This window comes from Mesorhizobium sp. WSM4837 (assembly GCF_055811435.1).
The window spans coordinates 116,970-129,882 of sequence record NZ_JBVVQE010000007.1; the positions used below are offsets into that span (position 1 = coordinate 116,970).

Sequence of the window (12,913 nt, forward strand, 5' to 3'; positions counted from 1 at the left end):
TTTTTTTATTGGACCATGATCTTTCCGAAAACCGGTTTCCACTTTTGGGATCATGGTTCACTGGACGAGCAGCAGCGCGCCGTTCTCGACCTGGTATTTTTCCAACCTCTGGAGAAAGCTCAGGCCGATCAAATTGGTGCGCAGCGCCTTGTCGTCGAGCACGACCGCCTGGACGCCGTCGAGCGTGATCTTGCCGATCTGCAGCCGATCGACGGTCACCAGCGCAGCCTTGATAGCGCCGTTGGCGGTGTTGACCTGGTGCTTGAAATCCGACGCGTTCAGCGAAACGCCGATCCTGCGCGCCGTCGAACTGTTGATGGCGACCAGCGTTGCGCCGGTGTCGATCATGCCGTCGACCGTTCGACCGTTGAGCTTGAACGCCGACGTGAAATGCCCGCGCGCGTCAGCCGGGATCACGACCTTGCGGCCGAGCGGCTGCGCCGGCCTGTCGGGAACCGTGGCCAGGTTCAGGTCCGTTTCGACCGCCGGGCTGGCCCCGACCGCCGATTTCAGCAGGCCTTCGAACATCTGCGGATTCGACTGGTAGAGCATCGGGAACGACGCCGATGCTACGGCGAGCACGCCAAGGATGAGAAGATTGCGCAGCATGGACCGGCCTTCGTGAAGAACCATGCTTATCGCGGCATGGTGTTTGCCGCTTTAACAGATGCAGAAAGCGGTCGTTTGCGTAAACGATCGGTAAACGAGCGGCGCCACGGTCATTTGGTCCCGTACATGCGGTCGCCAGCATCGCCGAGGCCTGGCATGATGTAGCCCTTCTCGTTGAGCTGGCGGTCGATGGAAGCGGTGAAGACCGGGACATCGGGATGCGCCTTGATGAAGCGATCGAGGCCTTCTGGCGCCGCCAGCAGGCAGAGGAAGCGGATGTTGGTGGCGCCGCGCCCCTTCAACTTGTCGATCGCCGCGATCGCCGAATTGGCGGTCGCCAGCATCGGATCGACGACGATCACCAGCCGGTCGGCGAGATCGCTCGGCGCCTTGAAGAAATATTCGACCGCTTCCAGCGTTTCGTGGTCGCGGTAGAGACCGATATGGGCGACGCGCGCCGCCGGCACCAGGTCGAGCAAGCCCTCGAGCAGGCCGTTGCCGGCGCGCAGTACTGAGGCGAAGACCAGCTTCTTGCCCTCCAGCGTCGGCGCTTCCATCATCTCGATCGGCGTTTCGATCGTCGTCGTCGTCAATTCGAGGTTGCGGGTGACCTCGTAGCCGAGCAGCAGCGAGATCTCGCGCAGCAGCCGCCGGAAGCCGGCCGTCGAAGTTTCCTTCTTGCGCATGATGGTCAGCTTGTGCTGGACAAGCGGGTGGTCGACGACGGTGACGCCCTGCATGGTGGTCTCCTAGCTGCGCAGGTGAAAAGTGAGTAGTGAATGGTGAATAGTGAATAGTGAACAGGTTTGCGAGTCCTTGGTTCAGCGGAGAACTCGCGGTTGACGGACCGAAGCGCCGGGTGGACCATTCACCATTCACCATTCACCATTCACCATTCACCATTCACCATTCACCATTCACCATTCACCATTCACCATTCACCTGCCCTTGACGTCGAGCCGGCCTAGCAGCATTGCCTTGGTCTTCCTGTCGACGAAGGCGGCGTCGATGGCGGTTCTGGTGACGGAGGCGAGCGCCTTGTCGTTCATCGAAAAATGCTCGGCGGCAATGTCGTATTCGCGCTTCAGCGACGTCCGGAAATAGGGCGGATCGTCGGAGTTAAGCGTCACCTTGCAGCCTGCCGCCAACAGGGCCGGAAAAGGGTGATCGGCGAAACTGTCGAACACCCTTAGCGCGATGTTGGAGCTCGGACAGCATTCGAGCACGACGCCTTCATCGGCGATGCGACGGACAAGGTCGGGGTTTTCGATGGCGCGCACGCCATGGCCGATGCGAGCGGGGCGGATGTGATCGAGCGCGGCCTTGACGCTCTCCCAGCCCATCAGTTCGCCGGCATGGACGGTGATGCCAAGGCCGGCCTCGCGGGCGATTTCGAAGGCCCTGACATAGTCCTCCAGATCGCCCATCCGCTCGTCGCCGGCGACGCCGAAGCCGGCGACCAGCGGATGCCCGCAGCGGGCGGCGAAGCGCGCCGCCTGCTCGATCGATTCGACGCCGGCATTGCGCACGCCGGTGACGATCATGCGGCCCTCGATGCCGGTCTTGGCCTTGGCGCGCGCCATGCCTTCGCCGAGCGCGTCCGTATAGGCCCTGGGCGACAGCCCGGCCTTCCCGGCGTGGTCCGGCGAGGTGAAGATCTCGGAATAGATGGCGCCGTCGCGGGCGAGGCTGGTCAGATAATGATCGGCCAGCCGCGCATAGTCCTCTTCGGTGCGGAACAGGTCGGAGGAGAAATCATAGGCTGCGAGGAAGGAGCTGAAATCGTGCCAGACGAAAGAGCCGTCCTGAATGTAGGGCGAGGTGTCCTTGCCGTATTTCTGCGCCTGGCGGATGACGAGTTCGGGCGCCGCTGCCCCTTCGATATGGCAGTGCAGTTCCGCTTTCAAAGGCATGCAATCATCCCGTCAGGTCAGTCCAGGACATGGAGCCATAAGCATGATTCCACGACCGGGAAGCGCGGCCGAACACCGCGCCTTAAACAATAGCGTCGGCATCATCGATCGGCTATGGTCCCGCCGGTTTTATGGCGGATCAAAAATAATGTCGGTTGAGAGAACCACGGCCGTTGGCGGCATGGAAACCTCCTATGGTTTCAAGCGCGTACGGGCAGGCGAGAAGCAGTCCTTGGTCAACGACGTTTTCCACAAGGTGGCGAACCGCTACGATCTGATGAACGACCTGATGTCGGGCGGCCTGCATCGGCTGTGGAAGGACGCCATGGTCACATGGCTCAATCCACCGAAACGACCGGGCTGGAGCGTTCTCGACGTTGCCGGCGGCACTGGCGACATCGCCTTCCGCATCGTCGAGGCGAGCGGCAGGAACGCCCATGCCACGGTTCTCGACATCAACGGCTCGATGCTCGCCGTCGGCCGCGACCGGGCCGAGAAAAAGGGCCTGACGGCTAATACCGATTTCGTCGAGGCCAATGCCGAGGAGCTGCCTTTCGCTGAGGCCAGTTTCGACGCCTACACGATCGCTTTCGGCATTCGCAACGTGCCGCGCATCGATGTGGCGCTTGCCGAAGCCTTTCGCGTGCTGAAGCCTGGCGGGCGCTTTCTCTGCCTCGAATTTTCCGAGGTCGACATGCCGCTGCTCGACAGGGTCTACGAGGCGTGGTCGTTCAACGCCATCCCCAGGATCGGCAAGGCGGTGACCGGCGAAAACGAACCCTATTCCTATCTGGTCGAATCGATCCGCAAATTTCCCAATCAGCAGAATTTTGTCGCGATGATTTCCCGCGCCGGTTTTGACCGCGTGTCTTTTCGCAATTATGCCGGCGGCATAGCTGCGCTTCATTCGGGCTGGAAGCTTTGAGGCTGGCCCGTATTTTTCATACGCGACCTGCCCTTCGCCGGTCTAGAAAACCGGCAGGACAAGCGCAGTCATGAGCAGTGTCGGCGCTGGTTTCAGGCTCGTACGGGCCGGCTGGGTGCTGGTCCGCGAAGGCGTCGTCGCGGCGTTGCCGGGCGATGAGCTGTTCGGCCTGCCGAAATTCGGCTGGCGGGTGGCACGGCTGTTCACCCGCCGCCGCGCGCTTGCCTATGAACGTGGCGATCGGCTGGCCAAGGCCGTCGTCCGGCTCGGCCCATCCTATGTCAAGCTCGGCCAGTTCCTGGCGACACGGCCCGATGTCGTCGGCAACGACATAGCGCTCGATCTCGCCATGCTGCAGGACAAGATGCAGACATTTCCGCAGGCCGAGGCCATTACGGCGATAGAGGCCTCGCTCGGGCGCAAGGTCGGCGAGCTCTACGCCAGTTTCGGCGAGGCGGTCGCCGCGGCCTCGATCGCTCAGGTCCATACCGCCGAAACCTTGCAGAACGGCGTCGGTTCGCGGGTGGCGGTGAAGGTGATCCGGCCGGGCGTGCGGCGCCGTTTCTTCCGCGATCTCGAAAGCTATTTCCTCGCCGCCCGTCTCCAGGAAAAATACATCCCGTCGTCGCGCCGGTTGCGGCCGGTCGAGGTGACCCAGACGCTGGCGCAGACCACCAAGATCGAGATGGATCTGAGGCTTGAGGCGGCAGCGCTTTCGGAGCTCGGCGAAAACACCAGGGACGATCCCGGCTTTCGCGTGCCGACGGTCGATTGGGAACGCACCGGCCGCGATGTGCTGACCATGGAATGGGTCGACGGCATCAAGATGAACGACATTGCCGGCCTCACTGCCGCCGGCCACGATCTGAAGGCGATCGCTGCCAATCTGGTCCAGTCGTTCCTGCGCCATACGCTGCGCGACGGTTTCTTCCACGCCGACATGCATCCGGGAAACCTGTTCGTCGAGCCCGATGGCACCATCGTCGCTGTCGATCTCGGCATTGCCGGCCGGCTCGGCAAGAAGGAGCGCCGGTTCCTCGCCGAAATTCTCTACGGCTTCATCACCCGTGACTATCTGCGCGTCGCCGAAGTGCATTTCGAGGCCGGCTACGTGCCGCGCCTGCATAACGTCGCGGCATTCGCCCAGGCGATCCGCGCCATCGGCGAGCCGATCCACGGCCAGCCGGCCGAAACCATCTCGATGGCCAAGCTCTTGGCGCTTCTGTTCGAGGTCACCGACCTCTTCGACATGGCGACGCGGTCCGAACTGGTGCTGCTGCAAAAGACCATGGTGGTGGTCGAGGGCGTTGCCCGCACGCTCGACCCGGCCTTCAACATGTGGAAGACGTCAGAACCGGTGGTCGGAGGCTGGATATCAGGCAATCTCGGCCCGCGTGCCCTGCTGGCCGACGCACGCGACGGCGCCAGCGCGTTGCTGGCGCTGGCCCGCCAGGCGCCGGACCTCGCCGCCCGCACCGAGCGGCTGTCGCGCGAGATCGATCTGATGGCCGAGCACGGGCTGCGTTTCGATGACAGGACGGCGCACGCCATCGGCAAGGCCGAGGCGCGCTATAGCAGATCCGGCAGGCTGGCGCTGTGGGTGATCGCGCTGACGCTGGTCTTTATCGCCTGGAAGCTGCTCTGACTGCAACCAGTGACAGCAGTGCTGTCATTGCAGTCATGCTCCGGTGTCGCTATATTAGGTCGCGGGAGCGCGATCATGGCCCGGATTACTGTTCGCAATGTGGATGAGAGTGTCATGCGGCGACTGCGTGAGCGTGGCGCCGCGCGTGGCGTTTCCATGGAGCAGGAGGCGCGGGACGTGCTCGCCGCATCCGTAGGGCTTCCGACCACCAAAGGTTTCGACTCGGCGGCCATTGCAGCCGAGGACGAAGCCAAGTTCAGACCGACGACACGGGGGCAAGGGTAGTTATGGGCACCCTGACCATTCGCAATCTCGACGACGATCTGAAGCAAAAGCTGCGCGAGCGGGCTGCCAGACATGGCGTGTCAATGGAGCAGGAGGCAAGAAATCTCTTGCTGAAGGATGTGGCAGTCACCAAAGAACGTGACGGGGATTTTGTTACGGCGGAGGAAATCCTCGAATTCGGCCGACGACTGCAACAAGCGGATTTCGATCAGAAGAAATTCACTGATGACCTCTGGTCCTTCATCGAGGAGGAATGACCGTGGTGGTCGACACCTCAGCGATCGTGGCCATCCTGAAGCAGGAGCCCGATGCTCCGGCTATCGCCCAGCGCCTCGCCGGAAATCAGCGGATATTGATGAGCGCCGCAACTCTGATGGAGTGCGGCACAGTAATTGTCCGCCGCTATGGCGCGGCTGGCACGGCCGAGTTGACGGGCCTTCTTGCTAGACTCAAAGTCACGATCGTCGCGCTGTCCGCCGAGCATGCGCAAGCCGGAATTGAAGCCTATGCACTGTATGGCCGAGGTACTGGCCATCGCGCCAATCTCAACATGGGCGACTGCTTCGCCTACGCCTTGGCCAAGACGCGAAACCTGCCGCTGCTTTTCAAGGGCGACGATTTCATCCATACCGACATCGAACCAGCGCTGAAGCCGGCATGAAATCGGACAAGAACTGGGCATGACCCTCTCCGCCAAGCGCATCCTGCTCATCATCGGCGGCGGTATCGCCGCCTACAAGGCGCTCGACCTGATCCGCCGGCTGCGCGAGCGCGGTGCCGCCGTGCGTGTGGTGATGACTGCCGCGGCGCAGGAATTCGTCACCACGCTGTCAGCTGGAGCGCTCTCCGCCGACCACGTCTTCACCGATTTGTTCGACAGTATTGACGAGCACGATGTCGGCCACATCCGCCTGTCGCGCGAGGCCGACCTTGTCGTCGTGGCGCCGGCTACCGCCGACCTGATGGCGAAGCTTGCCAACGGCCATGCCAGTGACCTTGCCTCGACCGTGCTCATCGCCACCGACAAGCCGGTGTTGATGGCGCCCGCCATGAACCCGAAAATGTGGTCGCATCCGGCGACCCGGCGAAACCGCGCGACGTTGCACAAGGATGGCATCGCATTCATCGGCCCGGCAAAGGGCGAGATGGCCGAGAGCAACGAGGCGGGCGAGGGCCGCATGGCCGAGCCGCTGGAAATCGTTGCCGCGATCGAGGCGCTGCTCGATATCAGTCCGAAGCCGCTGGCAGGCAGAAAGATCATCGTCACCTCAGGGCCGACGCATGAGCCGATCGACCCGGTGCGCTATATAGCCAACCGTTCGTCCGGCAAGCAGGGCCATGCCATCGCGGCGGCGCTGGCAAGGCTGGGCGCCGATGTGCGCCTCGTCTCCGGTCCGGTCGGCATTGCCGATCCGGCTGACGTCACCACGCTGCATGTCGAAACCGCAAACCAGATGAAGGACGCGGTCGAACAGCTGCTGCCGGCAGACGCGGCGGTGTTCGTCGCGGCGGTTGCCGACTGGCGCAGCGAGGCTTCGGCCGGCGAGAAGATCAAGAAGGTGGCGGGCGAGGGGCCGCCGGCGCTGCAGATGGTCGAAAACCCTGACATTCTTGCCGGTGTCGGCCATCACAGGAAGCGGCCCAGCCTGGTCGTCGGCTTCGCCGCCGAAACGCAGGATCTGGTCAGGAACGCCGAGGCCAAGCTCAGGAAAAAGGGCGCCGATTTCATTGTCGCCAACGATGTATCCCACGAAAGCGGGGTGATGGGCGGCGACCGCAACACGGTGCGGATCGTCTCGAAGGCCGGTGTCGACGAATGGCCTGAGATGAGCAAGGACGAGGTGGCGACGCGGCTCGCAGCACTTATAGCGGAGCGGCTGAAGACGATCGTCGTCTAGTCAATCTCCCCCCTTGTGGGGGAGATGGCCGGCAGGCCAGAGGGGGGCGCTGTCCCGCCGACGTTTCGAAAGATCGTGTCCCGCAGCGGCGCTCGAAATAACAGGATCCCAGGAATCTGCGCTGTCTCGTATGGGTAGGTTAAGCCCACGTTTGGCGATCCTTCGCGCCCCCCTCTGCCATGCCGGGCATCTCCCCCACAAGGGGGGAGATTGGCAGCTCCGCCGGCCGTGGGGCTGCCGGCCCCGAGATCCTCAGCGCGGCGAGGCAGCCCAGAATCCCGAGCGGCACGAAGGCGAGGAACAGCCAGGTGGCGACATTCGCCGCCGCCTCACGGTTCAGGCCTTCGGAAAAACCGCTGGCATTGGCGACGATGCCGGTCAACGCGGCACCGACCGCATAGCCGATGCGCTGCATGGTCGGTACGGCGGCGGAAGCGATCGTCTGCTCGCCGTCACTGGCCGACGCGACGATCACGCGTGTGACGAAGGGCCAGGCAATGCCGAAGCCGCCGCCCTGCAGCAAGGCGCAAAACAGGATCAGCGGAATCGAACCGGCCGGCACGGCATAGGCGAAACCGGCGATGCCGGCCGCGATCATCAGCGCGCCGCCGGTGATGATCAGTCTTTCCCGCTCCGGCGGCGCATTGGCGACGAGGATCGACAGGATCGACCAGGCGATCGATTCGGCGGCGATGATATAGCCGGTGGTCAGGATCGGAATGCCATGCAGGCTGGTCAGAAGCAGCGGCCCGTAGACGGCGAAGGAACAGGTCGCCACCGAAAAGGCGGCGACCATGGTCATGCCTGCGCCGACCGGCGAGCGCCAGGAGAACAGCCGCGACGGGAACAGCCGCGAGCCCGGCTTCAGCGCATCGATGCGGATGAACAGCGCGAGCCCGATCAGGCCGAGGATGAGCAACAGGGAGGAGCGCAGCAGGGCAATCTCGACACCGGCCGTGGCGATCAGCACGACGCTGACGGCAAGGCAGCCGAGCGCGGCAAAGGGGAACGGCGGCGCGGTTCCAGTGATCGCCTGCGGCCGGGTCGCCTCGGGCGTGTCGAGCACGATGAAGCTCGCCAACGCCATGGCGGTGCCGCCAAGCGTGAAGACGCCGAAAGCCCAGCGCCAGGAGAGCAACTCGGTCATCAAGGCACCGAGCACCGGCCCGCTGAAGGCGGCGACGCCCCAGATCGCCGACATAACGCCGAAAAGCTGCGGCCAGATGGCGCGTGGAAACAGCCGCTCGACCGAGACGAAGGCCAGCGACACCAGCGCGCCGCCGCCAAATCCCTCGATTAGGCGCCCGGCCAGGAACAGCGGCATGGACGGCGCGATGGCGCAGACCAGGGCGCCGGCCGCGTAGAGCAGGGCGGCAACCACCATGTTTGTGCGCAACGCGACATAGCTCACCAGCCGTCCGGCGGCAGCGCCGGCGACGATGGCGCCGAGCTCGTAGATCGCCAGCGACCAGCCGACCAGCTGAACCCCGGCGAGTTCGCCGACCATCGCCGGCATCACCGTTGCCACCATGGTTTCGTTGGTGGCGTGCAGCAGGATGCCGAGGCTGATGAAGCAGAAGCGCGCCAGATCGCCGCTCGCCCACAGCGCCCGCCAGTCGACCCTGTTTGTGCTGGTTTCGATCACCCCGCCCTCCCGAACTTTCGTATACGCCGATTAAAGAAATGGTGGAGCGCCCTTCGTCTCCAAATGGCACTTCGGGGATGGGTTGTAAAACCTCAACCGCAGTTGAGCTCAAGCGGTTTTTCGCGGGTGCGCTGAGGGTGCTGATGAAGGCGGGATGTCAAGATTGGCGATCATGGCGTCAGCGATGATCTTCCCTCGCACGGCGGTTCCCCAAAAGTCGTGCGGCGCGGAACAGTTCTATCCTGTTCCGCGCCGCATGCAGAGCTACGCTATGGCGTTCATTTGAAAGAGTGGATCAGTTGCAGTGAGGTGACGGCGACTGCCAGGTTGACGCCGGTCTGCACCTGTACGTTTAGAGGCTGCAGCGAGAAGGCGCTGTTCAGCCCGCCGACCAGAAGGTTGGCGCCGCCGCCGGTTACCACGCTGGCCTCGGCGTTGACGCCATAATAGCTGCCGGCAAGATCGCCGGGATCACGGTCGCGGGTGGCCGCCAGAACCGCCCAAATCAATTCGCCCTGGTGGGTCCTGCCAACGTCGACGCCAAGCTTGGAAATGACCCCGGTATAAGCTTCCGGGGGACCGCCATGATGAGGGCGAAAGGTGCAGGCCACGCCCTTGTTGGATGTCACGATATAGCCGGTGCCGCCGTCGATGGTGCAGTCGAGCACGCCGAGCTGCAGCCTCCCTGCGCTGGCAGGGGCGGCGAGAACCGTAGCGGCGAGGGCGGCGGCACAGGCGAGTTTCTTGATCATGGGAGGAGTCCTTTTCGCGAATAGCCCTGAACAACGGCTAAGCGTCCCGAGCGTTCCGCCGAGAACTTGGCGCGATCAAGGCGGCAGTCGTTGAAGGTTTCGAAGCCATGCCAAACGGCAGGCCTGCCATGTCAGGCCGAAACGCCGCCGTCGGTCAGCCGGTGCTGGTGCGCGCCAGGCCGTCCTTGGCCGGCTGGTAGGTGGGGCTGAGGCGCACGGCTTCGCGATAGGCTTTTGCCGCCTTGGCCTTGTCGCCGCGCCGCTCGTAGATCAGCGCCTGGTTGGACCAGGCCTCGGCATTCTTGCCGTCGAGCTTGATCGCCATGTTGATGTCGGCGAAGGCGTTGTCCTCGTCGTTCATGGCGAGATAGGAGAGGCCGCGGCCATTGTAGGGTTCGGCGGCGTCCGGCGCCAGCGAGATGGCTGTCGAGAAATCCTCGATGGCGAAAGCGTGTTGGCCCTGGCTCTGATAGATCAGGCCGCGATTGTGATAGGCGCGCGCGTCTGTCGTGTCGAGCTGGATCGCCTTCTGGAAATCGTTGAACGCTTCCTGGATGCGGTTGGCTTTGCGGTAGAGATTGCCGCGGCCGATATAGGCTGCGTCATAGTCGGGATTGATCTGGATCGAGCGGTTGTAGTCGGAAAGCGCGGCCGCCTGATCGCCAAGGAATCGCTGGATGAGAGCGCGGTTCGAATAGGCCTGGTAGAAATTCGGATTGAGCTGGATGGCGGTATTGAAGTCCTTGAGCGCCGCCTGATACTGGCCGCCGCGGCCATAGGCCGAGCCACGCACATTGTAGCCTTCCGGATCCTGGGGACTGCGCTGGATAACGGCTGACAGCGAGGAGATGTTCTCGGCCGACCCTTGTGCCTTGTCGATGTTGGTGAATTCACCGGTCGGGGCTGTCTGGCAGCCGGCGATCGCCAAGCCAGAAAGCAGGGCTGCCGTCAGGGCGAAGCCGCGCATTGCGGTTCTGCGCTCCACGCTAATTGCGTTCATGTCTGCTCTGTCCTCACTGCCCGCCCGCGCCGTCAGGTCTGTTCCCTCTCCGAACCGGCCCTCTGCGAGCTGGTCGAATTCAAAACAAAAAGGTGGCGGCGATTTCGCATCGCGCCACCTTGGGTATCCTTCGAAAAGGACGAAAAATTGGCGTCAGAACCGCGGCGGACGCGGAGCGCCGGCACCAGCGGCACCAGCCGCCACCGGGCGCGGCGTCATCGGCAGCAGGCCTTCGCGCTGAGCGCGCTTGCGTGCCAGCTTGCGGGCGCGGCGAACGGCTTCCGCCTTTTCGCGGGCGCGCTTCTCGGAAGGCTTCTCATAATGTCCGCGCATCTTCATTTCGCGGAAGATGCCTTCGCGCTGCATCTTTTTCTTGAGCGCGCGAAGCGCCTGATCAACATTGTTGTCGCGGACGAGTACCTGCACGGGCAATCCTGTCTTTCGGGTTTTGTTAACAACAGGCAAGTGGCCATAGTCGCTTGCCTCCGCGGCGGTCTACACCACGAATTGTGGCGGCTGATAGCAGAATCATGCCGCTCTGTCCACTGCCGAAACGAAAAACCCGCCTCAGCGGCGGGTCGTCGGCGCAAATCACACCATGCGCAAAGCAATAGCATAACTGCCGTCACAAAGCAAGGAATTACGACCTCTGGTAGCATATTCGCCTGCTCGGGCGGGCTCTCCGCGCCGATGAGCGATCGTTGGCGTTTTCTTCGACGCCGGTAAATTCTTGGCTGCCCCAATCCCGGCAAAACGCTCCGCCCGGCTCTATCAACGAAGGAACCAACCTCGTTCCCCAATGGTTGTTGCGGCGAAACAAGCACAGGGGAAAACCGATGTCAGGCACCCGTGAATGGCTCGTCCAATGGCTCAAGGATGCGCATGCGATGGAGGAGCAGGCCGAAACCATGCTGAACGGCCAGCTCAATCGGCTGGAGAGTTATCCCGAGCTCAGCGAGCGCATCAGGCTGCACCTCGATGAGACGAAGGGACACGCCGCGCGCCTCGGAACCTGCCTGGAAAGACTGGGCGAAGATACTTCCGCGCTGAAGGACGCCGGCGGCAAGCTACTGGCGATGGCGCAGTCGCTAAGCGGCGTCTTCGCCGGCGACGAGGTGATGAAAGGCTCACTGGCGAGCTACACCTTCGAGCACATGGAGATCGCATCCTACACGATCCTGATCGCAACCGCCGAGTCCCTCGGCGAAACGGAGATCGCCCGGGCCTGCGAACAAAATCTGCGTGAAGAGGAGGCGATGGCCGAGTGGCTGCACAACAAGCTGCCCGCGACTACGGAGCAGTTCCTGGCTCGCTCGGCGTCGGACAGCGACAATGCCAAGCGATGACGACAGCAGGCCGGCGAGCAACGTGAAGCGACCTTCGGTCTGGCGGGCTTACAGTTATGCCTGGATTACCCTCGGCTTCTTCATCATCTCGCTTGTCGGCCACTGGGTTTTCGGCTGGTTCGCCTATCTCGACGAGCAGCGAGCGCTTGGCCAACCGCCCGAGTTCGGCGGCTATCTGATCGAGATGAGCCGCGACACGCTCGAGAACTGGCAGTCGGAATTCCTGCAGCTGCTCTGGCAGGTCGGTGGCCTGGCGTTCCTGCTCTTCGTCGGATCGCCGCAATCGAAGGAGAGTACCGACCGTATGGAGGCCAAGATCGACGCCCTTCTCAGGCTTGTCGATCCGGAGAAGGGCAAGGAGGCAATTCGCGAACTGGACCTGCAGTATGACGGCCGCCACACCGGCCAGCCGCACGCCCACCGGAACTGATCCGATCATAACTTCGGCTTAGGCTGGCGGGCTCCCCCTATGCCATGGCCAGATGAAGCCGCTCGAAATCCTCGAAGAACTCGCTATAGTCGCAGGTTATTTCCTCGCCCGCCGCTATGGCGCGGATCGCGGTTGCCCCACCATGCCGAGAAAAATCCGTGTTCGGCCTTTCAGAATGGTTCATGAAGCGGCCATTGTCGACCTCATAGACGATGAATCCGGGCCGGTCCGGGCTTGGATAGGCATATCTGTCGAGCAATTCCCTGAGGTGCGGCGGCGCGGCCCTATATTTTTCCAGCGGGATCAGCCGATCGAAGTCGGGATCGAGCCGCCAGATCGACGCTCCCTTCCTGATCGGCTCGGCGGCGAACACGCCGACGCCCTCGATTGCGCTAACAGCGATGTAGGTCCTGATCAGCAGCATGTCCTAGGCCTGTCTTCGAACAGAAGTGTCCGAAGAAATCG

General features: G+C 62.9%; 16 protein-coding genes. 8 read left to right on the plus strand and 8 right to left on the minus strand.

Features of this window, described 5'->3' with window-relative positions; translation table 11 throughout:
- Positions 1-57 precede the first annotated feature (57 nt).
- The 3 genes from AC0L3D_RS06235 to AC0L3D_RS06245 all read right to left on the minus strand — a co-directional run bounded on the left by AC0L3D_RS06235 (position 58) and on the right by AC0L3D_RS06245 (position 2,522).
- Positions 58-609 (minus strand): TIGR02281 family clan AA aspartic protease, encoded by a 552-nt coding sequence (locus AC0L3D_RS06235; protein ID WP_023797504.1) that lies wholly within the window; start codon positions 607-609, stop codon positions 58-60.
- Positions 610-719: 110 nt separating this feature from the next.
- A complete protein-coding gene (upp, locus tag AC0L3D_RS06240; protein ID WP_473643482.1) occupies positions 720-1,349 on the minus strand; it encodes a uracil phosphoribosyltransferase in 630 nt (209 codons plus the stop codon).
- 198 nt (positions 1,350-1,547) lie between these two features.
- Entirely contained in the window at positions 1,548-2,522 is a 975-nt protein-coding gene (locus AC0L3D_RS06245) for an adenosine deaminase (RefSeq protein WP_473643484.1), read from the minus strand.
- A 148-nt stretch (positions 2,523-2,670) separates the two neighbouring features.
- On the opposite strand from AC0L3D_RS06245, the gene ubiE reads away from it, so the two are divergent.
- From ubiE to coaBC, 6 genes are all read left to right on the plus strand, one after another.
- Complete coding sequence (ubiE, locus tag AC0L3D_RS06250) at positions 2,671-3,447, plus strand: bifunctional demethylmenaquinone methyltransferase/2-methoxy-6-polyprenyl-1,4-benzoquinol methylase UbiE (RefSeq protein ID WP_473643486.1); 777 nt, start codon at positions 2,671-2,673, stop codon at positions 3,445-3,447.
- A gap of 70 nt (positions 3,448-3,517) precedes the next feature.
- Positions 3,518-5,092 carry a 2-polyprenylphenol 6-hydroxylase gene (gene ubiB / locus AC0L3D_RS06255; RefSeq protein WP_473643488.1) on the plus strand — a complete coding sequence of 525 codons (1,575 nt, stop codon included), beginning with the start codon at positions 3,518-3,520 and terminating at the stop codon, positions 5,090-5,092.
- Between the two features lie 75 nt (positions 5,093-5,167).
- On the plus strand, positions 5,168-5,377 hold the full coding sequence (locus tag AC0L3D_RS06260; RefSeq protein ID WP_473523560.1) for a FitA-like ribbon-helix-helix domain-containing protein: 210 nt from the start codon (positions 5,168-5,170) through the stop codon (positions 5,375-5,377).
- A 2-nt stretch (positions 5,378-5,379) separates the two neighbouring features.
- Positions 5,380-5,634, plus strand: coding sequence for a FitA-like ribbon-helix-helix domain-containing protein (locus tag AC0L3D_RS06265; protein WP_023797510.1), 255 nt, complete (start codon positions 5,380-5,382; stop codon positions 5,632-5,634).
- A complete protein-coding gene (locus tag AC0L3D_RS06270) occupies positions 5,631-6,038 on the plus strand; it encodes a type II toxin-antitoxin system VapC family toxin (RefSeq protein ID WP_031254220.1) in 408 nt (135 codons plus the stop codon). Before AC0L3D_RS06265 ends, AC0L3D_RS06270 begins: the two co-directional genes overlap by 4 nt.
- A gap of 19 nt (positions 6,039-6,057) precedes the next feature.
- Positions 6,058-7,275, plus strand: a complete 1,218-nt coding sequence (coaBC, locus tag AC0L3D_RS06275; protein WP_473643490.1) for a bifunctional phosphopantothenoylcysteine decarboxylase/phosphopantothenate--cysteine ligase CoaBC — start codon at positions 6,058-6,060, stop codon at positions 7,273-7,275.
- Positions 7,276-7,414: 139 nt separating this feature from the next.
- On the opposite strand, the gene AC0L3D_RS06280 is transcribed toward coaBC, so the two are convergent.
- From AC0L3D_RS06280 to rpsU, 4 genes are all read right to left on the minus strand, one after another.
- A complete protein-coding gene (locus AC0L3D_RS06280; protein ID WP_473643492.1) occupies positions 7,415-8,920 on the minus strand; it encodes an MFS transporter in 1,506 nt (501 codons plus the stop codon).
- A gap of 278 nt (positions 8,921-9,198) precedes the next feature.
- Complete coding sequence (locus AC0L3D_RS06285) at positions 9,199-9,672, minus strand: DUF992 domain-containing protein (protein ID WP_287346412.1); 474 nt, start codon at positions 9,670-9,672, stop codon at positions 9,199-9,201.
- A gap of 154 nt (positions 9,673-9,826) precedes the next feature.
- Positions 9,827-10,672 carry a tetratricopeptide repeat protein gene (locus tag AC0L3D_RS06290; RefSeq protein WP_027153011.1) on the minus strand — a complete coding sequence of 282 codons (846 nt, stop codon included), beginning with the start codon at positions 10,670-10,672 and terminating at the stop codon, positions 9,827-9,829.
- Between the two features lie 153 nt (positions 10,673-10,825).
- Complete coding sequence (rpsU, locus tag AC0L3D_RS06295; RefSeq protein ID WP_023675331.1) at positions 10,826-11,098, minus strand: 30S ribosomal protein S21; 273 nt, start codon at positions 11,096-11,098, stop codon at positions 10,826-10,828.
- Between the two features lie 410 nt (positions 11,099-11,508).
- Between rpsU and AC0L3D_RS06300 the strand changes: the two genes are divergently transcribed.
- Positions 11,509-12,018, plus strand: a complete 510-nt coding sequence (locus tag AC0L3D_RS06300; RefSeq protein ID WP_473521151.1) for a YciE/YciF ferroxidase family protein — start codon at positions 11,509-11,511, stop codon at positions 12,016-12,018.
- Positions 12,005-12,448: a DUF6766 family protein gene (locus tag AC0L3D_RS06305; RefSeq protein ID WP_473643494.1), complete on the plus strand. Its 444-nt coding sequence runs from the start codon at positions 12,005-12,007 to the stop codon at positions 12,446-12,448. Before AC0L3D_RS06300 ends, AC0L3D_RS06305 begins: the two co-directional genes overlap by 14 nt.
- Before the next feature lie 37 nt (positions 12,449-12,485).
- Here AC0L3D_RS06305 and AC0L3D_RS06310 read toward each other — a convergent pair whose 3' ends face one another.
- Positions 12,486-12,872: an SET domain-containing protein gene (locus AC0L3D_RS06310; protein WP_473643496.1), complete on the minus strand. Its 387-nt coding sequence runs from the start codon at positions 12,870-12,872 to the stop codon at positions 12,486-12,488.
- Positions 12,873-12,913 lie beyond the last annotated feature (41 nt).